Origin of the sequence: Streptomyces sp. NRRL S-920 (assembly GCF_000717945.1) — a bacterium.
Classification (GTDB): domain Bacteria; phylum Actinomycetota; class Actinomycetes; order Streptomycetales; family Streptomycetaceae; genus Streptomyces; species Streptomyces alboniger.
In genome coordinates this window covers 41487-66635 of the sequence record NZ_JODF01000019.1, presented here as the reverse complement: position 1 = coordinate 66635, position 25149 = coordinate 41487, and the positions used below count along the sequence as shown (strand labels likewise).

The following is a 25149-nucleotide window of genomic DNA, read 5'->3' as shown; positions in this document are numbered from 1 at the left end:
TCCGGGCGGTCGAGACTTCAACGATCAAGACTCAACCCTGCCACGCGGCGGCGCTCATCGCGTCAGTGCAGCGCCTTGCGCATCGCCTGATGCGGAATCCCGGCGTCCGGGAACTCCGGGCCGTACGCCTCGTACCCCAGGCGTTCGTAGAAGCCCAGGGCGTGCGTCTGCGCGTGCAGGTCGACCGCCGCCAGGCCACGCGCGCGTGCCGCGTCCTCTATGGCCCGGACCAGGGCCGCCCCGACGCCCGCGCCGCGGGCCGCCGCGGTCACCGCGAGCCGGCCGAGCGCGCCCACGCCGGCGTCCCCGCCGTTCTTGGCGGCCGCCGCGGCGCCGGTCAGGAGCCGGCCCGTGCCCAGCGGCACGCCGTCCTCGCGCACGGCCAGGACGTGCACCGCCCCGGCGTCGTACGCGTCGTACTCAACCTCTTCGGGCACCTGCTGCTCCGCCACGAAGACGTCCTTGCGGACCGCGAAACAGGCCGCGAGGTCCTCCGGATCCCGCGCGACCCGGATCGTCACACCGGTCACGCGCTCTCCGCCCGCACCCGGTCGAGCGCCTGCTGGAGGTCCTCGGGGTACTGGCTCTCGAACTCCACCCACTGCCCGTCGCCCGGGTGCTCGAAGCCGAGCCGGACCGCGTGCAGCCACTGGCGCGTCAGGCCGAGGCGCTTGCCGAGCGTCGGGTCCGCGCCGTACGTCAGGTCGCCCACGCAGGGGTGCCGGTGGGCCGCCATGTGGACGCGGATCTGGTGGGTGCGCCCCGTCTCCAGCTTGATGTCGAGCAGGGAGGCGGCCCGGAAGGCCTCGATGAGGTCGTAGTGCGTGACGGAGGGCTTGCCCTCGGCCGTGACCGCCCACTTGTAGTCGTGGTTCGGGTGGCGGCCGATGGGGGCGTCGATCGTGCCGCTCATCGGGTCGGGGTGGCCCTGCACCAGCGCGTTGTAGCGCTTGTCGACCGTGCGCTCCTTGAACTGGCGCTTCAACGACGTGTACGCGCGCTCCGACTTGGCGACCACCATCAGGCCGGACGTGCCCACGTCCAGGCGGTGCACGATGCCCTGGCGCTCGGCGGCACCGGAGGTGGAGATGCGGTAACCGGCGGCGGCGAGGCCGCCGATCACGGTCGTCCCGGTCCAGCCCGGGCTCGGGTGCGCGGCGACGCCGACCGGCTTGACGATCACGACGATGTCGTCGTCGTCATGCACGATCTCCATGCCCTCGACGGGCTCGGCCACGATCTGCACCGGAGCGGGCGCCTGCGGCATCTCCACTTCCAGCCAGGCGCCGCCGTGCACCCGCTCGGATTTGCCGACCACCGAGCCGTCGACCGAGACCTTCCCCGCCGCGGCGAGCTCGGCGGCCTTCGTGCGGGAGAAACCGAACATGCGAGAGATGGCGGCGTCGACGCGCTCGCCCTCCAGGCCGTCCGGCACGGGCAGGGTACGGATCTCGGGAATCGTGCTCACCCATTGAGTATGCAGGAGCCCACCGACACTCCCCGACCACAGGTCTCCCGCCGGGCCCCGCCTCAGTCCTTGTGGACCGTGCCGTCCGGGTCGAGCCCCTTGAAGGACAGCAGGACGATCAGGATGCCGCCGCAGACGATCGCCGAGTCCGCGAGGTTGAAGACCGCGAAGCCCTTGGGGGCGATGAAGTCGACCACCGCGCCCTCGAACACGCCGGGCGCGCGGAAGATCCGGTCGGTGAGGTTGCCGAGCGCGCCGCCGAGGAGCAGGCCGAGCGCGATCGCCCACGGCAGGCTGTAGAGCTTGCGGGCGAGCCGGGCGATCACCACGATGACCGCCGCCGCGATGCACGTGAAGATGATCGTGAAGGCCTCGCCGAACCCGAACGCGGCGCCCGCGTTGCGGATCGCGTTGAAGCGGAGCCACTCGCCGAAGACCTCGATGGCGTCGTGGTGCTCCAGCTTCGCGACCACGATCATCTTGCTGACCAGGTCGAAGGCGTACGCCACGGCGGCCACGGCGAACAGCACGGCGATCTTGCGCCTGCCCTTGGGCCGCTGCTCGTCCTCGCCCACGACGTCGCCGGGCCGCTCCGGCTCGCCCCCGACCGCCTCAGGGTTCTCCGGCGTACCGATGATGCGCTCCGCCTCTGCCACGTGAGTCCCTCAACCTAGGTACCTGACTGGGGACGAGGGTACGGCACACACGTACGGGCCCAGGTGTCCAGGCCGTGCTCAGGAGCGTCGTTCCTGCTTCTGCTTGCACTCCACGCACAGGGTCGCGCGCGGGAAGGCCTGCATCCGCGCCTTGCCGATCGGATTTCCGCAGTTCTCACAGAGGCCGTACGTCCCCGCGTCCAGGCGTTCCAGGGCGCGCTCGGTCTGGAGGAGCATCTCGCGCGCGTTGGCGGCCAGCGCCATCTCGTGCTCGCGCGTGATGTTCTTCGTACCGGTGTCCGCGTCGTCGTCGCCCGCCCCGTCACCGGAGTCCCGCATCAGCCCCGCCAGGGCCTCCTCGGAGGACGAGATCTCGCTGCCGAGGCGCAGCGCCTCGCTCTGTAGCTCCGTGCGGGCCTCCTCGACCTCTTCCGGAGTCCAGGGGTCCTCACCCGGGCGGACCGCCAGCTCACCGGGTTCCGCCGCGGCGGCACGCGCCTTGGGCACCGCCGTCGGCTGCGTCGCTGCGGTCGCCGTGCCCGGAGTCTTCTTCGCAACCACTGTCGTGGCTCCCGTCGTCTCCGCGGCCTCAGCCGCATCTTCGGCCGCGATCGCGACCGTGTCGTTGTCCGTACCCTGCTGCCCTGCCGCGCTCTCCGCGTCCACCTTCTTGGCGGCGCGCTTCGAGGCGGCGCTCTTCTTTGAGGTGCGCTTCTCGGCCGCGCCCTCCCCGGCCGTGCTCGCCTTTGCGGCGCTCTCCTTAGCGGGGGGCTTCCCGACCGCGCTCGCCTTTGCGGCGCTCTTCTTGGCAGCGCTCTCAGAGCCCGCCTGGTGCGCCCCCTCAAGCTCCGCCTCGTGAGCGGCCTTCTCCTTGGACGCGGCCTTGTGGGGCGCCGCCTTCTTTGAGGCGGCCTTCTTGGACGCGGCCTTCTTGGACGCGATCTTCTTCGCCGGCACCTCCTCAGCCGCGGTCGCTTTCTTAGCGACGGCCTTCTTGACGACGGCCTTCTTGGCGACGGCCTTCTTCGCGGGGGCCTTCTTGGCGACAGCCTTCTTCGCGGGGGCTTTCTTCGCGGGAGCCTCGGAGCCCTCCGGCGCGGGCACCTCCCCCACCGGAGCCTCGGAACCCCCCGGCGCCGCAGCCGCCCCCGCCCGCACCGGCTCCCCCATCACGGCCTTCTTCGCCACGGCCTTCTTCGCCGCGACCTTCTTCGCGACCGCCTTCTTCACCGCGGCCGCGGCCTTCTTCCCCGCCCCCTTACCCTCTGCTTCGGACCCCGCCCCCGCGCCGGTGGATCTGCCGGACGCCGACTGCTGTACGGCGGTCTTCTTCGCCACCATGGCCGCGGCCCCTTCACATATTGTGATCTTGCACGCGAATCGTGCTGGGACGATAAATCGACTCCAGGCCCGCGGCAACGGGGCACGCCGCCCGATTCGCCCGCCCCGCGGCTCCCGCACGGCGAGTCTGCAAGCGTTTTGCCCAACTCCCTGCCGGGTAATCCGCCGGCCGGTGCGCGCGGCGGATCCGCTCACCCCGCGTCTCGCCATTCGGGTCAGTCCGCGCCCCGCCCCGGCGGCCACCGCGAGTGCGGGAAAACCGGTCGGCCGCCCCACCCCGGGCGCCGTACACTGGGCGGCAGCGAGAAGCGTGGATGGGGACGAGTAGCGGCGTACGCAGCCATGAGCGACCCGGGGACGGTGAGAGCCCGGGGGCGAGCGCGACGCGAAGATCACCCCGGAGCCGCCGGAAGAAAGCCGACGCGTCAAGCGCAGGCGAGTAGACCCGGTATCGCGACCCCAATGAGGGGGCTCACCGGCACGGACCCCGTTCCGGAGAGCCAAGGAGGGTGGTACCGCGGGAGCGCGCCGCACCAGGCGCACACGGCTCTCGTCCCTCCGACGGAAGGCAGCACATCCGCCGGAGGACTTCGTTGAATACGCCGCCGCAGTACCGCCAGGTGCCCGCCCAGGTCGACCTGCCCGCCCTTGAGCACGCCGTGCTCGACTTCTGGCGCGAGCAGAAGATCTTCGCCAAGAGCCTCGACCAGTCCGAGGGCCGCCCCGAATGGGTGTTCTACGAGGGCCCGCCCACCGCCAACGGCATGCCGGGCGCCCACCACATCGAGGCCCGCGTCTTCAAGGACGTCTTCCCGCGCTTTCGCACCATGCGGGGGTACCACGTGGCCCGCAAGGCCGGCTGGGACTGCCACGGCCTGCCCGTGGAGCTGGCGGTCGAGAAGGAGCTGGGGTTCAACGGCAAGAAGGACATCGAGGCCTTCGGCATCGCCGAGTTCAACGCCAAGTGCCGCGAGTCCGTCACCCGCCACACCGACGCCTTCGCCGAGCTGACGACCCGCATGGGCTACTGGGTCGACCTCGACGACGCGTACCGCACGATGGACCCCGAGTACGTCGACTCCGTCTGGTGGTCCCTCAAGGAGATCTTCAACAAGGACCTCCTCGTCCAGGACCACCGCGTCGCCCCCTGGTGCCCCCGCTGCGGCACGGGCCTCTCGGACCACGAACTGGCGCAGGGCTACGAGACGGTCGTCGACCCGTCCGTCTACGTCCGCTTCCCGCTCACCTCCGGCCCCCTCGCGGGCGAGGCCGCCCTCCTGGTCTGGACGACGACGCCCTGGACCCTCGTCTCCAACACCGCCGTCGCCGCGCACCCCGACGTCACCTACGTCGTCGCGACGAACGGCACGGAGAAGCTGGTCGTGGCCCAGCCGCTCGTCGAGAAGGCCCTCGGCGAGGAGTGGACGGTGACCGGCGAGACCTTCACCGGCGCCGAGATGGAGCGCTGGACCTACCAACGCCCCTTCGGCCTCGTCGAGTTCCCGGCCCCGGCGCACTACGTGGTGAACGCCGAGTACGTGACGACGGAGGACGGCACCGGTCTCGTCCACCAGTCCCCCGCCTTCGGTGAGGACGACCTCAAGGTCTGCCGCGCCTACGGCCTCCCGGTCGTGAACCCGGTCCGCCCCGACGGCACCTTCGAAGAGGACCTTCCGCTCGTGGGCGGTGTCTTCTTCAAGAAGGCCGACGAAAGCCTCACCAAGGACCTCGACGACCGAGGCCTGCTCTTCAAGCACATCGCGTACGAGCACAGCTACCCGCACTGCTGGCGCTGCCACACGGCACTGCTCTACTACGCGCAGCCGTCCTGGTACATCCGCACCACGGCCCTCAAGGACCGTCTCCTCCAGGAGAACGAGAAGACCAACTGGTTCCCGGACTCGGTCAAGCACGGCCGCTTCGGCGACTGGCTGAACAACAACGTCGACTGGGCGCTCTCCCGCAACCGCTACTGGGGCACCCCGCTGCCCATCTGGCACTGTGAGGAGAACCACCTCACCTGCGTCGGCTCGCGCGCGGAGCTGTCCGACCTGACGGGCACCGACCAGTCGGACCTGGACCCGCACCGCCCGTTCATCGACGAGGTCACGTTCGCGTGCCCCCAGTGCGAGAACACGGCCACGCGCGTGCCCGAGGTCATCGACGCCTGGTACGACTCGGGCTCGATGCCGTTCGCGCAGTGGGGCTACCCGTACAAGAACAAGGAACTCTTCGAGAGCCGCTACCCCGCGCAGTTCATCTCGGAGGCCATCGACCAGACCCGCGGCTGGTTCTACACGCTCATGGCCGTGGGCACCCTGGTCTTCGACAAGTCGTCCTACGAGAACGTGGTCTGCCTCGGCCACATCCTCGCCGAGGACGGCCGCAAGATGTCCAAGCACCTGGGCAACATCCTCCAGCCCATCCCGCTCATGGACCAGCACGGCGCCGACGCGGTGCGCTGGTTCATGGCCGCCGGCGGCTCCCCGTGGGCGGCACGCCGCGTAGGCCACGGCACCATCCAGGAAGTCGTCCGCAAGACCCTCCTCACGTACTGGAACACGGTCGCCTTCCAGGCCCTGTACGCCCGTACGTCGAAGTGGGCCCCCAGCGACGCCGACCCGGCGCCCGCGGACCGCCCGCTCCTGGACCGCTGGCTGCTCAGCGAGCTGCACGCGCTGACCGACCAGGTCACGCAGGCCCTGGAGGGCTACGACACCCAGCGCGCGGGCAAGCTCCTGTCCGTCTTCGTCGACAACCTCTCCAACTGGTACGTACGCCGCTCGCGCCGCCGCTTCTGGCAGGGCGACAAGGCGGCCCTGCGCACCCTGCACGAGGTCATCGAGACGGTCACGCGCCTGATGGCCCCGCTGACGCCGTTCATCACCGAGCGCGTCTGGCAGGACCTGGTCGCCCCGGTCACCCCGGACGCCCCGGAGTCGGTCCACCTCTCCTCCTGGCCCGAGGGCGATCTGTCGATGATCGACCCGGAGCTGTCCCGGCAGATGGTCCTCGTACGTCGTCTCGTGGAGCTGGGCCGTGCCACGCGCGCGGAGTCGGGCGTCAAGACGCGTCAGCCGCTGTCCCGCGCGCTGATCGCGGCGACCGGCTTCGAGTCGCTCAACCCCGAGCTGCACACCCAGATCACCGAGGAGCTGAACGTCTCCTCGCTGGCGTCGCTCTCCGAAGTCGGCGGCTCGCTGGTCGACACCACCGCCAAGGCGAACTTCCGCGCCCTCGGCAAGCGCTTCGGCAAGGGTGTCCAGGCGGTCGCCAAGGCCGTCGCCGACGCCGACGCGGCCGCGCTGTCCCTGGCCCTGCGCGAGGGGACGGCCTCCGTCGAGGTCGACGGCGAGACGGTGACGCTCGCCCCGGACGAGGTCATCATCACGGAGACCCCGCGCGAGGGCTGGTCGGTGGCCTCCGACTCCGGTGCCACGGTCGCCCTCGACCTGGAGATCACGGAGGAGCTGCGCCGCGCGGGCCTGGCCCGTGACGCGATCCGCCTGATCCAGGAAGCCCGCAAGAACAGCGGCCTGGACGTCGCGGACCGGATCGCCCTGTGCTGGACCTCCACGGACCCGGAGGTGACCACGGCCCTCTCCGAGCACGCCGGGCTCATCTCCGACGAGGTCCTCGCCACCGCCTACACGGAGGGTGACGCGGACGACACCTTCGGGCAGCCGTTCACCGACGACTCCCTGAAGCTGACGTTCCGCCTCCGCAAGGCGTAACGCTCGTACGAAGGCCCGGTTCCGCCAGGGAGATCTGGCGGAACCGGGCTTTTTCTTACTCACACAAAAGGGCCGGGCCCCCAGAGACTCTGGGGGCCCGGCCCTGAACGCTGCCGACGCCTAAGGCGTGTTGGCGCCCGTCAGTTGTCGTCCTCGTCGATGAGGAAGCCACGCATCGGCGACGGAGCCTGCTGCATCGGCTGCTGGCCCTGCGGCCGCACCGGCGCCATCGGCTGGGTCATCGCCGGGGACATCTGCTGCTGGCCGCCGTAGGACGGGCCGCTGCCCGGCTGGTTTCCGCCACCCATCGACTGGTTGCCGCCGTAGGACGGGGCACCAGCGCCGGCCGGGGCCATCGACGGCGCCGGGGACGGCGGCAGCGAGGCGGTGGCCGGAGTGCGCGGCGGGGCCAGCGAGTCGTCCGCCTGGGTCTCCAGCTGGCGCAGCTGCGACTCCAGGTAGGACTTCAGACGCGTGCGGTACTCGCGCTCGAAGCCGCGCAGGTCCTCGACCTTGCGCTCCAGCGTGGCGCGGGCGGACTCCAGGGAGCCCATCGCGACGCGGTGCTTCTCCTGCGCGTCCCGCTCCAGGGCGTCGGCCTTGGCACGGGCGTCACGCTCAAGACCCTCGGCGCGCGAACGGGCCTCGCCGACGATCTTGTTGGCCTCGGAACGGGCCTCCGCGATCGCCTGGTCGGCGGTCTGCTGCGCGAGGGACAGCACGCGAGCGGCGCTGTCGCCACCGGGGCCCTGACCGGGCTGCGGCATCTGCGGACCGTGGCCGCCCATGGGACCGCCCATGGGGCCGCCCATCGGACCCTGACCCATCGGGCCGGGACCCTGCGGACCGCCCTGCTGGCCATGTCCCTGACCGTGGCCGCTGGGACCTGCGGGCAGCTGCGGAGCACCACCGGGCAGCTGCGGCGGGCCACCCATCGGGCCACCCATCTGCTGCTGCGGCGGGACCGGCTGCGGACCCGATATAGCGGCGGGCACGGGGGCGCCGGGACCGCGCTGGTCCTGCGGCCCGTCGGGACCCTTGCGCATACCGCCCTGCTGCTGGTTCTGAGCAGCGGCGCGGGTGGCGGCGGCCAGCTTGGCGCGCAGGTCCTCGTTCTCGCGGAGCAGGCGGGTCAGTTCGGCTTCGACCTCATCGAGGAAGGCATCAACCTCGTCCTCGTCATAACCTTCTCGGAGGCGGACGGTCGTGAACTGCTTGTTCCGCACGTCCTCGGGGGTCAACGGCATCTCTTCACCTCAACGTAGTCGTCGGCATTCGGCAAGACCGTATCGTTCACACAGACACCGACCTGACGACGGTGATCAGGATGTAGACGATGATCATCAGTACGAAGAAGGACAGGTCGAGCGCCACGCCCCCGAGACGCAGCGGCGGAATGAACCGCCGCAGAAGCTTGAGCGGTGGATCAGTGACAGTGTAGGTGGCCTCCAGAACGACCACCATCGCCTTACCGGGTTGCCATGAGCGGGCGAACTGGAAGACGTAGTCCATGACCAACCGGAAGATCAGCACGATGAGGAAGCACATCAGCGCGATGTAAAGCACCTGCAAGACCACGCTCATGTTCGCGCTTCCCTCTCCCCTGATACTCGTACTGCGTCGTTCCGGTACTGCGTCTAAGGCAACTACTTCATCACTTACGTCTCAGCTCTGGTTGAAGAACCCGCCCTCTGCGATGCGAGCCTTGTCCTCCGCCGTTACATCGACGTTAGCAGGCGACAACAGGAACACCTTCTGCGTCACTCGCTCAATGCTGCCATGCAGCCCGAAGACCAGACCGGCGGCAAAGTCGACAAGTCGCTTCGCGTCGGTGTCGTCCATCTCGGTCAGATTCATGATCACCGGAGTGCCCTCGCGGAAGTGTTCCCCGATGGTACGGGCCTCGTTGTAGGTCCGGGGGTGCAATGTGGTGATGCGGTAGGGCTCCCGCTCGGACACGACCTTGGGCATGATCACCGGTGCGTTCTTCTCCAGGCTCTGGCGTTCGGGTGTGATAGATGCCACGGGGGCGATTCGTGCCGGACGTCCCGATTCCGCGGCCAGCGAAGCGGAATGGGCCGCCGGTTCACGGGGGGCGGGTGGCTGCACCACTCGTACCGATTCGTCCCGTTGGGACTGATGGGACTGGTGCGGCGGTTCGTGCCGCCTGCGGTCGCGCTCGGGTTCCGGCTCGGGTTCGAACTCGTCATCGGGGTCGAACCCCGGACCGTCGTACCCGTCGTCCTCCACGAGGCCGAGGTAGACCGCCATCTTGCGCATCGCGCCGGCCATGCTCTGAGTCCTCCGCTCTGTGGTGGATCGGCTGTCGTCACCAACTGCCCGCGATCCACGAGGTATCCCCGCCCAACAGCGAGAATGACCATATTTTCTGCTGTGGTCCGACTTCTTGGCGACGTTACCCGAGCCCGGGTCGGACTCCGAGTACCGCCGTACCGACGCGCACATGTGTCGCCCCGGCCGCAACGGCCTGTTCGAGGTCCGCACTCATCCCTGCTGACACCATGTTCGCAGCCGGATGAGTCGCGCGCATGAGGGTTGCGAATTCCATCAACCGCTCGAACGCCGCCTGTTGCCGTCCCGCGTACGGTCCGGTGAGCGGGGCCACGGTCATCAGACCGTCGAGCCGCAGCCCGGGCGCCCCGGCGACGAGGTCGGCCAACTCTTCGATTCCGCCCGGCCCCACACCGCCGCGCTCCCCCCGGCCGTTCTCCTCGGCGTCGAGCGCGACCTGGATCAGGCAGCCCAGCTCCCGCTCCGCGCGCACCGCGGCCGTCGAGAGGGCCGTGACGAGCTTGGGCCGGTCCACAGACTGCACCAGATCGGCATAACTGACCACGGAACGGACCTTGTTGGTCTGCAACTGACCGACAAAGTGCCAGGTGAGAGGGAGATCCGCGCACGCGGCGGCCTTGGGTGCCGCGTCCTGGTCGCGGTTCTCCGCGACGTGGCGCACGCCGAGTTCCGACAGGATGCGCACGTCGCTCGCCGGATAGGTCTTGGTGACCACGATCAGGGTCACTTCTTCCCGCTTGCGCCCGGCGGCGTCGCAGGCGGCGGCGATGCGCTCCTCGACCTTCGAGAGATTCGCCGCGAGTTCGGTCCTACGGTCCGTCATGCGTTATCAGTCCAGCCAGACATAGCCCGCGAGGCGACCGGTCGTGCGGTCGCGGCGGTACGAGAAGTGGTCAGCGGATTCCAGCGTGCACACCGGCGACTGCTCCCGGTCGCGCACCCCGAGCCGCTCCAGCTGCGCGTGCACCCCCGCGGTCACATCGACCGCCGGCGTACCCCAGCTCGTCTCGGCGTACGCCGCGGGCTCGACGGCGGCCACGTCGGCGCGCATCGCCCCCGGCACTTCGTAGCACCGCCCGCAGACGGCGGGACCGGTGCGGGCGGTGATGCGCCCCGGCTCCGCGCCGAGCCTCACCATGGCCTCGACGGCGGCCGGGACGACGCCCGCCACCATCCCGGGGCGCCCGGCGTGCGCCGCCGCCACGACCCCGGCAGCCGGATCGGCGAGCAGGACGGGCGTGCAGTCGGCGGTCAGTACGGCGAGGGCGAGGCCCCTGCGGGCGGTCACCACCGCGTCGACGGAGGGGATCTCGGCCCCGGCGCCCCAGGGCCCGTCGACCACGGCGACGTCGCGGCCGTGCACCTGGTTCATCCAGACGACCCGGGCGGGGTCGACGCCGAGGGAGGTGGCGGCCAGCGTCCGGTTCTCCCGGACGGCGTCGGCGTCGTCGCCGACCGCGCCGCCGAGATTCAGCTCCTCGTACGGAACGGCGCTCACCCCGCCCCACCTGTCGGTGAAGGCGAAGTGCGCGCCGCTCACGGTGCTGTGCTTGCTTATCACTTCGAGAGGTCCGGTATCACTTCAAGAAGTCCGGCACGTCCAGCTCTTCGGCCTGGCTGTCCTGGTACGGACGGGCCGGCGGGACCTGCGGCGGGGTCGCGGACGTGGCCGGGGCCTCGCTCGCCGGGGCCGCCTCGGCGGGCTCCGGGGTCGAGGGCTCGTCGCGCGTCGTGACGCTGCCGAGGCCGCTGAAGGCCGGGCGGGACGGTTCGGCGGGACGCGAGGGCCCGGCCGGGGGCGGCGTCGGCTCGTCCCGCTTGGCGGCGGATCCGGAGCCGGCGGCCGAGCCGAGGACGGTGTCCCGCTTGGACGGCGGCTGCCCGCCGTCGAAGCCTGCCGCGATGACGGTGACTCTGACCTCGTCGCCGAGCGCGTCGTCGATGACCGCGCCGAAGATGATGTTGGCCTCGGGGTGCGCGGCCTCGCTGACCAGCTGGGCCGCTTCGTTGATCTCGAAGAGGCCGAGGTCCGAGCCGCCGGAGATGGAGAGCAGCACGCCGCGGGCGCCGTCGATGGACGCCTCCAGGAGCGGCGAGGAGATCGCCATCTCGGCCGCCGCCACCGCGCGGTCGTCGCCGCGGGCCGAGCCGATGCCCATGAGCGCCGAACCGGCCTCGGACATGACCGACTTGACGTCGGCGAAGTCGAGGTTGATCAGGCCGGGCGTGGTGATGAGGTCGGTGATGCCCTGGACACCGGAGAGCAGGACCTGGTCCGCCGACTTGAAGGCGTCGAGGACGGAGACCTGGCGGTCCGAGATGGACAGCAGTCGGTCGTTGGGGATGACGATGAGGGTGTCGACCTCTTCGCGCAGCTCCGCGATGCCGTCCTCGGCCTGGTTGGCGCGGCGGCGGCCCTCGAAGGTGAACGGCCGGGTGACCACGCCGATGGTGAGGGCGCCGAGCGAGCGCGCGATGTTGGCGACGACGGGTGCGCCGCCGGTGCCGGTGCCACCGCCCTCGCCGGCGGTGACGAAGACCATGTCGGCCCCCTTGAGGACCTCCTCGATCTCCTCGCGGTGGTCCTCTGCGGCCTTGCGGCCGACGGCCGGGTTGGCGCCGGCGCCGAGGCCGCGGGTGAGTTCACGGCCGACGTCGAGCTTGACGTCGGCGTCGCTCATCAACAGGGCTTGCGCGTCGGTGTTGATGGCGATGAACTCGACGCCCTTGAGACCGACCTCGATCATCCGGTTGATGGCATTGACACCACCGCCGCCGACACCGATGACTTTGATGACTGCGAGGTAGTTCTGCGGTGCTGCCACGTCGAAGGCCTCTCGCCTCGAGTTACGTGTCGCCGTATCGCATCGATGCGAAGCGGCGACTGATGCCGAATGGGACGGTCCGAACGCCGACCCGAACCCTAACGCTGAAGTTTAGGGTTACCAGTGTGTCTGTTCCCTGGACTCTTCCGAACAGGACACTAAGTCGACAAGTGGCGCACGTTCAACGAACACGCCGAACCTCCCGTTTTTCTTTTCACCCTATGTGATCAGCCGTAGCGATGCCGAACCAGGGTGCTGGCCTGCACAGATACGCGTCAACTCCCCGATGACGCAGGGGCCGTGGGGACGCTCACATCGAAGTGCCGTGCCTCAGGAGCTGCTTTCATCAGCGCGGTGAGGGTAGTGGCTTTCGTACGCCCCTTCTCGCCACTGCCCCAGACGACCGTACGGCCATGGCTCAACTCCAGCGAGATGGAGTCGTACGAGCGGACCTTGACGCTCTGAGTATCCCCGGCGACGGCTTCGGGCAGGTCACCGGCGACCCGCACCGCTTCCCGCAGCAGCCGGTCGGTGCCGAAGCGGCGCAGACTGGCCGCCCCGCTCTCCTGATCCGGCGTCAATTCGAGCCGCGGGATGCCCTTGGGCGCGTGCTCGACCGTGGCGAATCGCACTCCCTCGGCGTCCACTTCGACGAACTTTTCGCCCTTTTCGATGAGGAGAACCGGCTTGCGTTCCGTCACCTTGAGCCCGATTCCGTGCGGCCATGACCGGACGGCCTCAACCGAGTCAATTCGGGGCAATTTCGAGCGCAGTCGGCTCTCAAGAGCGTCCGTGTCGACCGAAATCAGCGGTGCCCCGAGGGGGGCGTCCGCCGCCTCGACGACCGCTTGGGGCGTCAGCATCCGGGTGCCGGACGCCTGCACGCTCTCCAGGCGCAGCCACGGCGAGCCGTAGAGCACCCAGCCGACCCCCGCCGCGAGGAGCGCGGCGAGGACCAGGCCCAGGATCAGGGCGCGTGTACGCGACAGCCGGGTGCGGCGGGTGCGCTGCGGGCGGGGCGGGCCGGACTTCTTCTGCTGCCGTTCGGCGGTGGTCGGTCCGGCCACGGTCCCCTGCCTTCTCACGCGTCGCGGCGTGACGCAATCGCCTCGTACACCATGCCGACGAGCAGCTCGTCGGCGTCCCTGCGGCCGAACTCCGAGGCGGCGCGGGACATCTCGTACAGCCGGTGCGGATCCGCCAGGACGGGCAGGACGTTGCCCTGGACCCACTCGGGCGTCAGTTCCGCGTCGTCGACGAGGAGTCCGCCGCCCGCCTTGACCACCGGCTGGGCGTTCAGCCGCTGTTCGCCGTTGCCGATCGGCAGCGGGACGTAGGCGGCGGGGAGCCCGACGGCGGAGAGTTCGGCGACGGTCATCGCGCCCGCGCGGCAGAGCATCATGTCGGCAGCGGCGTACGCGAGGTCCATCCGGTCCACGTACGGTACCGGGATGTACGGGGGCATTCCCGGCATCTGCTGTACATGCGGCAATTCGTTCTTGGGTCCGACCGCGTGCAGGATCTGGATGCCCGCGCGCTGGAGCACCGGCGCGACCTGCTGGACGACCTCGTTGAGCCGCCGGGCGCCCTGGGAGCCGCCGGAGACCAGCAGCGTGGGCAGGTTGGGGTCGAGGCCGAAGGCGGCGCGCGCCTCCGGGCGGACCCGGGCCCGGTCGAGCGTGGCGATCGTGTGGCGCAGCGGGATGCCGATGTAGCGGGAGTTGCGCAGCTTGCTGTCGGGGGTGGCGACGGCCACCCCGTGGGCGTACCGCGAACCGATCTTGTTGGCGAGTCCGGGGCGCGCGTTGGCCTCGTGCACGACGATCGGCACCCCGGCCCGCTTGGCCGCGAGATAGCCGGGCAGGGCGACGTAGCCGCCGAAGCCGACGACGCAGTCCGCCTTGGTGCGCTCCAGGATCTGCTCGGCCGCCTTGATGGTGCCGCGCAGCCGCCCCGGGACGGTGATCAGTTCAGGGGTGGGCTTGCGCGGCAGCGGGACGGCCGGGATCAGCGCGAGTTCGTAGCCCCGCTCGGGTACGAGCCGGGTCTCGAGTCCACGCTCCGTGCCCAGGGCCGTGATGCCCACGGTCGGGTCCTGCCTCCGCAGGGCGTCCGCGAGGGCGAGCGCGGGCTCGATGTGGCCGGCGGTCCCCCCACCGGCGAGTACGACATGCACCGAAATTCACCGCTCTCCGGACGAACGCGCCTTGGCGCGCCGTCGCATCGTGTTCCATCTCACCCGAGGTTGCCGCATGGCCAGGGCCGCCTTCGCAGCGGGGTCCGATCGCGCGAAAGCGATGAGGAGCCCGATGGCGAACATGGTCGGCAGCAGGGCCGAACCCCCGTAGGAGAACAGCGGGAGCGGGACTCCGGCGATCGGCAGCAGACCGAGCACCGCACCGACGTTGATCACGGCCTGGGCCGTGATCCAGGTGGTCACGCCTCCCGCGGCATACCTCACGAAGGGGTCCTCCGTGCGTCCGGCCACGCGGATACCCGCATAGCCTAGAGCCGCGAAGAGGGCGAGCACCGACAGTGTCCCCGCCAGACCGAGTTCCTCCCCGGTGATGGCGAAGATGAAGTCGGTGTGCGGTTCCGGCAGTTGACCCCATTTTTCCACACTGGCGCCCAGTCCGGAACCGAAGAATCCGCCGGAGGCCAGGGCATAGATGCCGTGTACGGCCTGCCAGCACTGGTCGCCGGGGCCCGGATCGGTGGCGCCGATGCAGGCGAGCCGCGCCATGCGGTTGGGGCTCGTCTTGATGAGGATCACACCGAGCAGGGCCGCGATGCCGAGTACGCCGGCGAAGAGCCGGGTGGGTGCGCCCGCGAGCCACAGCAGGCCGAAAAGGATCGCGGTGAGAATGATCGCGGTTCCCATGTCACCGCCGAGCATGATGAGCCCGAGCAGCATGAAGGCGACCGGGACGAGCGGCACCAGCATGTGTTTCCACTGGGTCAGAAGCCGCTTGTCGTGTTTACGGGCGAGCAGATCGGCGCCCCACAGGACCAGGGCGAGCTTGCCGAACTCACTGGGCTGGAGCTGGAACGGGCCGCCCAGATAGATCCAGTTCTGGTTGCCGTTGACGCTGCGCCCTATCCCCGGGATCTGGACGAGGACCATGAGGAAGACGGTCACCGCGAGCATCGGGTAGGCCAGCGCCCGGTGGAGCTTGACGGGCATCCGCATCGCGAGGAGCAGCAGGACCGTGCCGAGCACGGCGGCGACGAACTGCTTGCGGAAGAAGTACGAGGCGGGCAGGTTCAGCTGGAGCGCCTGGATCATCGACGCGGAGTAGACCATCACGAGGCCGAGCACGGTGATCAGCAGGCTGCTGCCGAAGATCAGGTAGTACGCCGTGAGCGGCCGGTCCCAGGCCTTGCGGGCCCGGGTGCGCAGCCGCCTGAGTCCGCTCTCGCCCGGAGGGTGGGAGGTACCTCTGGCGCGTACCGGAGCCGGTCGTCTGGGGACCCGCACGGAAGACCTGGCCACGTTCCCCTCCCAAGGGTGTGCCCGGCGCCTGCCGGGCGCGAGTCCCGGTCAGGCGCGCGTGGAGCCGAGTTCGCGGACGGCGTCCGCGAAGGCTTCACCACGCTTGTTGTAGTTGGTGAACATGTCCATCGACGCACAGGCCGGAGCCATCAGCACGGTGTCCCCCGGCTGAGCCAGCTCCGCCGCCCGCCGTACCGCCTCGGACATCGCCCCAGTGTCGGTCCGGTCGAGGTCGACGACCGGGACCTCGGGCGCGTGTCGCGCGAGGGCTTCGCGGATCAGCGCGCGGTCGGCGCCGATAAGTACGGCACCGCGCAGCCGCTTCGCCGCCCCGGCGACGAGTTCGTCGAAGGTGGCGCCCTTGGCGAGTCCGCCGGCGATCCACACGATCGACTCGTACGCCGCCAACGAGGCCTGTGCCGCGTGGGTGTTGGTGGCCTTGGAGTCGTCGATGTAGGCGACCTCGGCGACCTCGGCGACGTGCTCGATGCGGTGGGCGTCGGGGCGGAAGGCGCGCAGGCCGTCGCGTACGGCCGTCGCCGGGACGCCGAAGGCGCGCGCGAGGGCCGCCGCGGCCAGCGCGTTGGCGATGTTGTGCGGCGCGGGCGGCTTGACGTCGGAGATCTCCGCCAGCTCCTGGGCCTGCTTCTGGCGGTCCGGCACGAACGCACGGTCGACCAGGATGCCGTCCACGACGCCCAGTTGCGAGGGCGCGGGCGCGTTCAGCGTGAAACCGATGGCGCGGCAGCCCTCTTCGACGTCGGCCTCGCGGACGAGGTCCTCGGTCGCCCCGTCGGCCACGTTGTAGACGCAGGCGATGTGGTTGCCCTCGTAGATACGTCCCTTGTCGGCGGCGTACGCCTCCATGGAGCCGTGCCAGTCGAGGTGGTCGGGCGCGAGGTTCAGGACCGCGGCGGAGTGGGCGCGCACGGAGGGCGCCCAGTGCAGCTGGTAGGAGGACAGCTCGACGGCCAGCACGTCGTACGCGTCGTCGCCCTCCAGGACGACGTCCACGATCGGGGTGCCGATGTTGCCGACGGCCGCCGTGCGCAGGCCCGCCGCCTCAAGGATCGAGGCGAGCATCTGCGTGGTCGTGGTCTTGCCGTTGGTGCCGGTGATGGCGAGCCAGGGCGCCGCGTCGGGCCCGCGCAGCCGCCAGGCGACCTCCACGTCGCCGATGACGTCCACGCCCGCCTCCGCGGCCGCCGCGAACAGCGGCGACGACGGCTTCCAGCCGGGCGAGGTGACGACGAGATCCGTGCCGGGCGGCAGGCTCTCGGCGTCACCCAGGCGTACGGCGATGCCCTCGCCCCGGAGCGAGGCGGCGCGTTCCTCGTGCGCCGCTCCCGAGCCGCCGTCCACCACGGTCACCGACGCGCCGAGGCCGGCCAGGGCGCGGGCGGCGCTGATGCCGCTCACGCCGAGACCGGCGACGGTGATGTTCTTGCCCTGCCAGTCGTGCGCAGTGGTCACTTTTCGGCTGCCCATCCCGCGTAGAAGAGGCCGAGGCCGACGATCACGCACATGCCCTGGATGATCCAGAAGCGGACCACCACAAGGACCTCGGACCACCCCTTGAGTTCGAAGTGGTGCTGGAGTGGCGCCATCCGGAAGACGCGCTTGCCGGTCAGCTTGAACGAGCCGACCTGGATGACGACGGACATCGTGATCATCACGAAGAGGCCGCCGAGCAGCGCGAGCAGCAGCTCTGTACGGGAGCAGATCGCGAGGCCCGCCAGCGCGCCGCCGAGGGCGAGCGAGCCGGTGTCACCCATGAAGATCTTGGCGGGCGAGGTGTTCCACCACAGGAAGCCGAAGCAGGCGCCCATCAGGGCGGACGCCACGACCGCGAGGTCGAGCGGGTCCCTGACCTCGAAGCACGCCTGGGGGTTGGTCAGCGTCGTCGCGTTGGCGCAGGACTCCTGGTACTGCCAGACACCGATGAAGGTGTACGCGCCGAAGACCATCACGGAGGCGCCGGTGGCGAGGCCGTCCAGACCGTCGGTGAGGTTCACGCCGTTCGACATGGCGAGGATCATGAACAGCGCCCAGACCACGAACAGGACCGGGCCGATCGACCAGCCGAAGTCCGTGACGAACGACAGCTTGGTGGAGGCCGGCGTCTGGTTGCGGTTGTCCGGCCAGTTCAGCGCGAGCACGGCGAAGCCGATGCCGACGATCAGCTGGCCGGCCATCTTCGCCTTGGCGCGCAGACCGAGCGAACGCTGCTTGACGATCTTGATGTAGTCGTCGAGGAAGCCGACGAGGCCCATGCCCGCCATCAGGAAGAGCACCAGCAGGCCGGAGAGCGTGGTCTCCGTGCCCGTGATGATCTTCGTGAGGAAGTAGGCGATGAGCGTGGCCAGGATGAACGCGATGCCACCCATGGTCGGCGTACCGCGCTTGCTGTGGTGCTCGCGCGGGCCGTCGTCCCGGATGAACTGGCCGTAACCCTTGCGGGCCAGGAGTTTGATCAGCAGCGGGGTGCCGACCAGGGTCAGGAAGAGCCCGATCACACCCGCGAAGAGGATCTGCCTCATCGGCCGGAGACCTGCCCCTCAGAAGACACCGCGGCGTCGTCGAGCAGCGCCGTGGCGACCCGCTCGAGACCGACCGATCTGGACGCCTTCACCAGTACGACGTCTCCCGCGCGCAGCTCGCTGCGCAGCAGGTCGATCGCCGCCTGTGCGTCGGACACGTGCACCGACTCCTCACCCCACGAACCCTCGTTGTATGCGCCCAGTTGGAGCCAGGACGCTTCCCTGCCCCCGACTGCCACGAGCTTGCTCACGTTGAGCCGGACGGCAAGGCGTCCGACCGCGTCGTGCTCGGTGAGACTCTCGTCCCCCAGCTCGGCCATCTGACCGAGCACCGCCCACGTCCTGCGCCCCTTGCCCATGGCCGCGAGCGCGCGCAGAGCGGCTCGCATGGACTCGGGGTTCGCGTTGTAGGCGTCGTTGACGACCGTCACACCGTCCGGGCGCTCGGTGACCTCCATCCGCCAGCGGGACAGCGTGCCCGCCTCGGAGAGCGCGAGGGCGATCTCGTCGACGGACATGCCCAGCTCATGGGCGACGGCGGCCGCGGCAAGCGCGTTCGACACGTGGTGCTCACCGTACAGCCGCAAGGTCACGTCGCTGCACCCGGAGGGTGTGTGCAGCGTAAAAGTGGGCTGCCCGACCGGGGTGAGACGGACATTCTCGGCGCGTACGTCGGCGTCCTCGGCCTCTCCGAAGAGCAGCACGCGCGCCTTCGTACGCGACGCCATGGCGCGGACGAGCGGGTCGTCGGCGTTGAGGACCGCGGCGCCGTCCGCGGGCAGCGCCTCGACCAGCTCGCCCTTCGCTTGTGCGATCTGCTCGCGGCCGCCGAACTCGCCGATGTGGGCGGTGCCGACGTTCAGGACGAGGCCGATCTTCGGCGGCGTGAGTTCGGTGAGGTACCGGATATGGCCGATTCCGCGCGCCCCCATCTCCAGGACGAGGAACCGCGTGTCGTCGGTGGCGCTGAGCGCGGTCAGCGGCAGGCCGATCTCGTTGTTGAGGGAGCCCGGCGTGAAGACCGTGGGCGCCTTGCGGCGCAGCACCTGGGCGAGCAGGTCCTTGGAGCTGGTCTTGCCGACCGAGCCGGTCAGCGCCACCAACGTGGCGCCGAGGCGTTCGACGACGTGCCGTGCGAGGGCGCCGAGCGCCGCCTGTACGTCGTCGACGACGATGGCGGGCACCCCGACGGGCCGCGACGCGAGGACGGCCGCGGCACCCGCCGCGACGACGTCCGCCGCGTAGTCGTGGCCGTCGACGCGCTCGCCGACGAAGGCGACGAAGAGGCTGCCGGGCGCCACCTCACGGGAGTCCCGGACGACGGGTCCGGTGACCTGGATGGCCGGATCCGGTATGTCGTACGTCTGCCCGCCGACGACGGTGGCGATCTCGGCGAGGGAGAGGGCGATCACAACTTCATCCCTGGGTTTGCTGGATAGCTTCGCGAAGCACCTGGCGGTCGTCGAAGGGACGCACCACCCCGGCGATGTCCTGTCCCTGCTCGTGGCCCTTGCCCGCGACCAGGACGGTGTCGCCCGGCCGCGCGCGGACGACGGCCGCGCGGATGGCGGCGGCACGGTCCTCGAACACGGCGACGTCGCCGCGCTCGTGGATCGGCACCTCGGCGGCACCGGCGAGCATCGTGGCGAGGATCGCGAGGGGGTCCTCGCCACGGGGGTTGTCGGAGGTCAGTACGGCGGTGTCGGCGAGGCGGGCCGCGGCCGCGCCCATCGGCATCCGCTTGGTCTTGTCGCGGTCGCCGCCGCAGCCGAGCACGATGTGCAGCTTGCCCTCGGTGACCTTGCGCAGCGCGCGCAGGACCGATTCGACGGCGTCCGTCTTGTGGGCGTAGTCGACGACCGCGAGGTAGGGCTGGCCCGCGTCGACGCGCTCCAGGCGGCCCGGCACGCCGGGCACCGCGGCGATGCCGTCGGCGGCCTGCTGCGGGTCGATGCCCGCGGCGGCCAGCGAGACGATCGCGGCGAGGGTGTTGGCGACGTTGAAGGGCCCGGCCAGCGGCGACTTGGCGGTGATCCGCTCGCCCTTGGGGCCGACGGCGACGAACGTCGAGTCGAGCGGCCCGACCACGACGTCCTCGGCGCGCCAGTCGGCGTCCGGGTGCCCCTCGGCGGAGAAGGTGATGACGGGCACCTCGGACTCGGTGATGAGCCGACGCCCGTACTCGTCGTCGAAGTTGACCACGCCGAGCCGCGAGCGCCGCTTGGTGAACAGCTGCGCCTTGGCCTGGAAGTAGTCCTCCATGCCGGAGTGGAACTCCATGTGCTCCGGGCTGAGGTTGTTGAAGACGGCGACGTCGAAGACGCAGCCGTCCACCCGCCCGAGCACCAGGGCGTGGCTGGAGACCTCCATGGCGACCGCCTCGACGCCGCGCTCGCGCATCACCGCGAACAGGGCCTGGAGGTCGGTGGCTTCGGGGGTCGTGCGTTCGGACTTGATGCGCGTCTCGCCGATACGCATCTCGACCGTGCCGATGAGGCCGGTCGCGCGCAGGCCCTTGAGGCCGCCCTCGACGAGGTACGCGGTCGTGGTCTTGCCGGATGTGCCGGTGATGCCGATCTGGAGGAGGTCGCGGCCCGGGTGGCCGTAGACCGTCGCCGCGAGTTCGCCCATCTCGTCGCGCGGGCTTTCGACGACCAGGACCGGCAGGCCGGTCGCGGCCGCGCGCTCGGCGCCGGTCGGGTCGGTGAGGATCGCCGCGGCGCCGAGGTCGGCGGCCTGCGCGACGAAGTCGGCGCCGTGCATCCGGGCGCCGGGCAGCGCGGCGTAGATGTCACCGGGGCGCACCGCGCGGGAGTCGTGCGTGATGCCCGTGATCTCCGTGCTGGCCGCGTCTGCCTCGACCGCGACGCCCAGCTGGCCCGCTAGCTCCGTCAGTGAGGCCGCGAAGACCTGTTCCGGCCGCGGCGGTCCCGGATATGTCACGGGAGCGCCCTTCTGGGTGGTTTGGGACTGATCAGCGTGTGGCACGGCGGTGAGCGTACCGGGCGTACCCCTCTCGGGGCGAAGCGGGCGGTGTGGCGAGGGGTGGTTCCCCGGGCCGGGAGTGATCGTTGTCACGGGCGGTTCCTGGTGGGTCTCAGGGCTCGAAGGTCACGGGGAGGCGGGCCGGGCCGCTTCCCGTGGGCGGGACTTGGAGGGTCTTGAGGGCGAACTCCATCACTTCCTTGTAGATGGGTCCGCAGATCTGACCGCCGAAGTAGCTGCCCTTGGTGGCGTTCTGGATCGCGCAGTAGACCGTGACACGCGGCTTGTCGGCGGGCGCGAACCCGGCGAAGGACGAGGTGTAGCCCTTGTAACGGCCGGTCGCGGGATCGACCCGGTTGGCCGTACCGGTCTTGCCCGCGACGCGGTAGCCGGGGATGCGGGCCTTGGTGCCGGTTCCCTCTTCGTCGTCGACGACGGATTCGAGCATCTGCGAGACGGTCTTGGCCGTCTTGTCGCTCACCACCCGGGTCTTCCTGGGCTTCGGCGCGGGCGTGAAGCGGCCGTCGGGGCCCTTGGCGCCGCGGACCAGGGTGGGCTCGACGCGTACGCCGCCGTTGGCGATCGTCGAGTAGACCGAGGTGGCCTGCATGGCGTTGATCGAGACGCCCTGGCCGAACGGGATCGTGAACTGCTGCGAGGTGGACCACTTGGCGGCGGGCGCGAGGATGCCGGACGTCTCGCCCGGGAAGCCGAGCCCGGTCTCCTTGCCGAGGCCGAACTTGCGCAGGTACGAGTAGAGGACCTTGTTGGCCTCCTGCTGCGTCTTGCCCAGCTGTCCGGTGGCGAGGATCGTGCCGATGTTCGAGGACTTGGCGAGCACGCCGTTGAGCGTCAGGTGCCAGGTGGGGTGGTCGATGTCGTCCTGGAAGAGGCGGTCGCCACGGTGCAGGCGGTTGGGCACCGTGACGTGGGTGCCGGGGGTGGCCACGTTCTCCTCGAGGACCGCCGCCATCGACATGACCTTGGCGGTGGAGCCGGGCTCGAAGGCGTCCTGGAGCGCGGCGTTGCCGAGCGACGCGCCGTTGGCCTTCGAGAGGTCGTTCGGGTCGAAGCCGGGGGCGTTGGCCATCGCGAGGACCTCGCCGGTCCTGGTGTCCTGGACTATCACGTAGCCGCGGTCGGCCTTGGACTTCCTGACCTGCTCGGTGATGGCGTTCTGCGCGGCCCACTGGATGTCGCGGTCGATGGTGAGTTCGATGTCCGAGCCGGGCACGGCGGGCGTCTCCGTGGAGCCCGCCGTGGGTACCTGACGGCCGCCGGACTGGGCGTAGCGGACCTTGCCGTCCTCGCCCGCCAGCTGCTTGTCGAGCTGCCGTTCGAGGCCGCCGCCGCCCTCGCCGTCGGCGTTGACCCAGCCCAGTATCCCGGCGGCCAGATCGTGGTTCGGGTAGACCCGCTTGCTGCTCGGGTCCGCGAGGACGCCGGCCAGGACGTTCGGGGAGGCGGGGTCGACGCTCGCCTTCTCGGCGAGCGCGCCGCGCAGGTCCTTGATCTGCTTCCACACCTGGGGGGCCTGGCGGCGCGCGAGCAGGACGTAACGCGTGTTCGGCTTCTTGAGCTTCTTGGTCAGCTCGGCGATGTCCTTGTCGAGGATGGGGGCCAGGAGCGCCGCCGCCTGCTCGGGGGCGTCCTTGGTCCTCGCCTCCTTCGGCGTGAACAGCGTGGGGTCCGCCGTGATGTCGTACGCGTCCACACTGGCGGCCAGTTCGACGCCGCCGCGGTCGGTGATGCGCCCGCGCTCGGCGGCCAGGGTGTGTGTGAAGTAGCGGTTCTTCTCGGCCTTGGCCGCGTACACGTCCGCGTCCACCGCCTGCACCTGGAGCAGCCGTACGACGAAGGCCAGCATCACCAGCGTCAGGCCCAGACTGACCATGCGCAGCCGCGGGCGGGGGCTGCCCAGGCGGATGGTGCGGGGCTTGGCCTTCGCGGCGGGGCGACGGGTGGCGGGGCGGCGTCCCGCGGCTGCCGGGCGGCGGGGCGCGGCGGGCCGCGCGGGCCGCGCGGGCCCTGGTACCCGGCGCCGCGGGGGTTCCCTGTCGGACACTTAACGTCACCTGCCGGAGGTCGTCGTGGGGCCGGGGTTCGTGGGCTCGGGGTTCCTGGGCCGGGGGTTCGTGGGCCGGGGAGCCGCGGTGCGCGCGGCGGCGGGCGCCGGGGCGGAGGCCCGGGCCGAGAGGGAGGCCTGGGCGGAGGGCTGGGCCGGGGCGGAGGCCTGGGCCGGGAGGGAGGCCTGGGCGGAGGCCTCGGCCGGGGACCGGACCGGGATCGGGACGGAGGCCGCGGGGGACGCCACTTCCTGGGGGCGCGGCGCGGGCGGGCGCAGCGCCGAGGGGCGGGCGGGGGCGGCGCCGGGCACGCCGCGCACGCTCCCGTCGGGGTTCAGGAAGGCGGGGTCGCCGCCGGGGACCATGCCGAGTTCGTCGGCGCGCCGCTTGAGGGCGTCGGGGGCCGAGTAGCTGTCCACGTCGCGCTGGAGCTGCTGCTCCTCCTCGGTGAGGTCCTTCGTCTCCTTCTTCAGCTCGCTCACCTGGAACGAGCCTTCGTTGAGGGAGGAGTTCAGGATGAGCAGTGTGATCAGGCCGCCGCCGAGGAGCAGGACCACCAGGAGGACGAAGGGCGTGCGCGCGGCCTGGTTGGGGCCCTGCGGAAGCAGTCGCGCGAGGCGGGCGGCCCTCCCCCGCAGCTCGGGCTTCTTGCTCATGGAGCCTCCTCGCGGACTCGGCTCGGCGGACGTGGGCTCACGGGCCTTTCGGTGTTCTCGGGGTCCGGCCTCAGCCGACGTCCTCCCGCACGCGCTGGGCGCCTCGCAGTCGCGCCGGGGCCGCCCTGCGGTTCTCGGCGACCTCTTCCTCCGTGGGCAGTTCGGCGCCGCGGGTCAGGAGCTTGAGGCGCGGCTGGTAGCGCTCGGGGACGATGGGCAGGCCGGGCGGCGCGGTGTTGGTGGCGCCGGCCGCGAACACCTGCTTGACCAAGCGGTCTTCGAGCGAGTGATACGACAGGACGGCGATCCGGCCGCCGACGGCGAGGGCCTTCACGGCCGCCGGGATCGCCCGCTCCAGGACGCTCAGTTCGCCGTTGACCTCGATGCGCAGGGCCTGGAAGGTGCGCTTGGCGGGGTTGCCGCCGGTGCGCTTGGCGGCCTGCGGCAGGGAGTCGCGGATGAGTTCGACGAGCCGCGCGCTGTTGCTGAACGGCTCCTTCTCGCGCTCGCGCACGACGGCGCTCACGATGCGCTTGGCCTGCTTCTCCTCGCCGTACTGGCGCAGGATCCGCACCAGTTCGCCGGGCGCGTACGTGTTGAGGACCTCGGCGGCGCTGATGCCGGTCGTCTGGTCCATCCGCATGTCCAGGGGCGCGTCCTGGGCGTACGCGAAGCCTCGGTCGGCCTCGTCGAGTTGCATGGAGGAGACGCCGAGGTCGAACAGGACGCCCTGGACGCGCGGGATGTCCAGGCGGTCGAGGACCTCGGGGAGTTCGTCGTAGACGGCGTGCACCAGGGTGGCCCGGTCGCCGTAGGGAGCGAGGCGCTCGCCGGACAGGCGCAGCGCTTCCTTGTCGCGGTCCAGGGCGATGAGGCGGGCCGCGGGGAAGGTCGCCAGGAGGGCCTCGCTGTGGCCGCCGAGGCCGAGGGTGCAGTCGACGACGACCGCGCCGGGCTCGGCGAGAGCGGGGGCCAACATGTCCAGGCACCGCTGGAGCATCACCGGGACGTGTCGGCTGTTGTCGGTCAAGGGGCCCTCTCAGGTCCGGCGCGGCGTTCGTACGCACTGCCG

The 25149-nt window shown here is 70.6% G+C and carries 21 protein-coding genes; 1 reads left to right on the top strand and 20 read right to left on the bottom strand.

Features of this window, described 5'->3' with window-relative positions:
- Positions 1-62: 62 nt before the first annotated feature.
- The 4 genes from IG54_RS0116570 to IG54_RS0116555 form a co-directional block, all read right to left on the bottom strand.
- Positions 63-530 (bottom strand): GNAT family N-acetyltransferase, encoded by a 468-nt coding sequence (locus tag IG54_RS0116570; RefSeq protein WP_030783905.1) that lies wholly within the window; start codon positions 528-530, stop codon positions 63-65.
- Complete coding sequence (locus IG54_RS0116565; protein WP_030783904.1) at positions 527-1468, bottom strand: RluA family pseudouridine synthase; 942 nt, start codon at positions 1466-1468, stop codon at positions 527-529. The genes IG54_RS0116570 and IG54_RS0116565 overlap by 4 nt, the downstream gene beginning before the upstream one ends.
- A gap of 62 nt (positions 1469-1530) precedes the next feature.
- Positions 1531-2124, bottom strand: a complete 594-nt coding sequence (gene lspA, locus IG54_RS0116560; protein WP_030783896.1) for a signal peptidase II — start codon at positions 2122-2124, stop codon at positions 1531-1533.
- A gap of 78 nt (positions 2125-2202) precedes the next feature.
- Positions 2203-3465 carry a TraR/DksA family transcriptional regulator gene (locus IG54_RS0116555; protein WP_030783893.1) on the bottom strand — a complete coding sequence of 421 codons (1263 nt, stop codon included), beginning with the start codon at positions 3463-3465 and terminating at the stop codon, positions 2203-2205.
- 593 nt (positions 3466-4058) lie between these two features.
- On the opposite strand from IG54_RS0116555, the gene ileS reads away from it, so the two are divergent.
- Entirely contained in the window at positions 4059-7199 is a 3141-nt protein-coding gene (gene ileS / locus IG54_RS0116550) for an isoleucine--tRNA ligase (protein WP_030783890.1), read from the top strand.
- A 140-nt stretch (positions 7200-7339) separates the two neighbouring features.
- On the opposite strand, the gene IG54_RS0116545 is transcribed toward ileS, so the two are convergent.
- The 16 genes from IG54_RS0116545 to rsmH form a co-directional block, all read right to left on the bottom strand.
- On the bottom strand, positions 7340-8446 hold the full coding sequence (locus IG54_RS0116545) for a DivIVA domain-containing protein (protein ID WP_030783887.1): 1107 nt from the start codon (positions 8444-8446) through the stop codon (positions 7340-7342).
- Between the two features lie 46 nt (positions 8447-8492).
- Positions 8493-8783 (bottom strand): YggT family protein, encoded by a 291-nt coding sequence (locus IG54_RS0116540; RefSeq protein ID WP_030783884.1) that lies wholly within the window; start codon positions 8781-8783, stop codon positions 8493-8495.
- 81 nt (positions 8784-8864) lie between these two features.
- Complete coding sequence (locus IG54_RS0116535; RefSeq protein WP_030783880.1) at positions 8865-9491, bottom strand: cell division protein SepF; 627 nt, start codon at positions 9489-9491, stop codon at positions 8865-8867.
- 124 nt (positions 9492-9615) lie between these two features.
- Entirely contained in the window at positions 9616-10335 is a 720-nt protein-coding gene (locus IG54_RS0116530; protein WP_030783878.1) for a YggS family pyridoxal phosphate-dependent enzyme, read from the bottom strand.
- A 6-nt stretch (positions 10336-10341) separates the two neighbouring features.
- On the bottom strand, positions 10342-11052 hold the full coding sequence (gene pgeF, locus IG54_RS0116525) for a peptidoglycan editing factor PgeF (RefSeq protein WP_078594181.1): 711 nt from the start codon (positions 11050-11052) through the stop codon (positions 10342-10344).
- Positions 11053-11089: 37 nt separating this feature from the next.
- Positions 11090-12337, bottom strand: a complete 1248-nt coding sequence (ftsZ, locus tag IG54_RS0116520) for a cell division protein FtsZ (RefSeq protein ID WP_030783874.1) — start codon at positions 12335-12337, stop codon at positions 11090-11092.
- Positions 12338-12612: 275 nt separating this feature from the next.
- Positions 12613-13404 carry a cell division protein FtsQ/DivIB gene (locus IG54_RS0116515; RefSeq protein WP_030783869.1) on the bottom strand — a complete coding sequence of 264 codons (792 nt, stop codon included), beginning with the start codon at positions 13402-13404 and terminating at the stop codon, positions 12613-12615.
- A gap of 14 nt (positions 13405-13418) precedes the next feature.
- Positions 13419-14513 (bottom strand): undecaprenyldiphospho-muramoylpentapeptide beta-N-acetylglucosaminyltransferase, encoded by a 1095-nt coding sequence (gene murG, locus IG54_RS0116510; protein ID WP_030783866.1) that lies wholly within the window; start codon positions 14511-14513, stop codon positions 13419-13421.
- Between the two features lie 6 nt (positions 14514-14519).
- Positions 14520-15830 carry a putative lipid II flippase FtsW gene (gene ftsW / locus IG54_RS0116505; RefSeq protein ID WP_030783863.1) on the bottom strand — a complete coding sequence of 437 codons (1311 nt, stop codon included), beginning with the start codon at positions 15828-15830 and terminating at the stop codon, positions 14520-14522.
- 48 nt (positions 15831-15878) lie between these two features.
- Positions 15879-17318: a UDP-N-acetylmuramoyl-L-alanine--D-glutamate ligase gene (gene murD / locus IG54_RS0116500; RefSeq protein WP_030783861.1), complete on the bottom strand. Its 1440-nt coding sequence runs from the start codon at positions 17316-17318 to the stop codon at positions 15879-15881.
- Complete coding sequence (mraY, locus tag IG54_RS0116495; RefSeq protein ID WP_030783859.1) at positions 17300-18370, bottom strand: phospho-N-acetylmuramoyl-pentapeptide-transferase; 1071 nt, start codon at positions 18368-18370, stop codon at positions 17300-17302. The genes murD and mraY overlap by 19 nt, the downstream gene beginning before the upstream one ends.
- A complete protein-coding gene (locus tag IG54_RS0116490; protein ID WP_030783858.1) occupies positions 18367-19782 on the bottom strand; it encodes a UDP-N-acetylmuramoyl-tripeptide--D-alanyl-D-alanine ligase in 1416 nt (471 codons plus the stop codon). Before IG54_RS0116490 ends, mraY begins: the two co-directional genes overlap by 4 nt.
- Before the next feature lie 4 nt (positions 19783-19786).
- The gene (locus tag IG54_RS0116485; protein WP_078594170.1) at positions 19787-21448 is read right to left on the bottom strand and encodes a UDP-N-acetylmuramoyl-L-alanyl-D-glutamate--2,6-diaminopimelate ligase; all 1662 of its coding nucleotides are present in this window, start codon (positions 21446-21448) and stop codon (positions 19787-19789) included.
- Between the two features lie 19 nt (positions 21449-21467).
- Entirely contained in the window at positions 21468-23420 is a 1953-nt protein-coding gene (locus tag IG54_RS0116480; RefSeq protein ID WP_078594168.1) for a peptidoglycan D,D-transpeptidase FtsI family protein, read from the bottom strand.
- 6 nt (positions 23421-23426) lie between these two features.
- Positions 23427-24077 (bottom strand): hypothetical protein, encoded by a 651-nt coding sequence (locus tag IG54_RS42525; protein ID WP_063756230.1) that lies wholly within the window; start codon positions 24075-24077, stop codon positions 23427-23429.
- A 70-nt stretch (positions 24078-24147) separates the two neighbouring features.
- Positions 24148-25107, bottom strand: a complete 960-nt coding sequence (rsmH, locus tag IG54_RS0116470; RefSeq protein WP_106977021.1) for a 16S rRNA (cytosine(1402)-N(4))-methyltransferase RsmH — start codon at positions 25105-25107, stop codon at positions 24148-24150.
- Positions 25108-25149: the final 42 nt, after the last annotated feature.

Coding starts and splice junctions, on each gene's coding strand:
- IG54_RS0116555 (WP_030783893.1), bottom strand. CDS start 3,465: ATGGTGGCGAAGAAGACCGCCGTACAGCAGTCGGCGTCCGGCAGATCC.
- IG54_RS0116545 (WP_030783887.1), bottom strand. CDS start 8,446: ATGCCGTTGACCCCCGAGGACGTGCGGAACAAGCAGTTCACGACCGTC.
- IG54_RS0116540 (WP_030783884.1), bottom strand. CDS start 8,783: ATGAGCGTGGTCTTGCAGGTGCTTTACATCGCGCTGATGTGCTTCCTC.
- IG54_RS0116535 (WP_030783880.1), bottom strand. CDS start 9,491: ATGGCCGGCGCGATGCGCAAGATGGCGGTCTACCTCGGCCTCGTGGAG.
- IG54_RS0116530 (WP_030783878.1), bottom strand. CDS start 10,335: ATGACGGACCGTAGGACCGAACTCGCGGCGAATCTCTCGAAGGTCGAG.
- murD (WP_030783861.1), bottom strand. CDS start 17,318: ATGGGCAGCCGAAAAGTGACCACTGCGCACGACTGGCAGGGCAAGAAC.
- mraY (WP_030783859.1), bottom strand. CDS start 18,370: ATGAGGCAGATCCTCTTCGCGGGTGTGATCGGGCTCTTCCTGACCCTG.
- IG54_RS42525 (WP_063756230.1), bottom strand. CDS start 24,077: ATGAGCAAGAAGCCCGAGCTGCGGGGGAGGGCCGCCCGCCTCGCGCGA.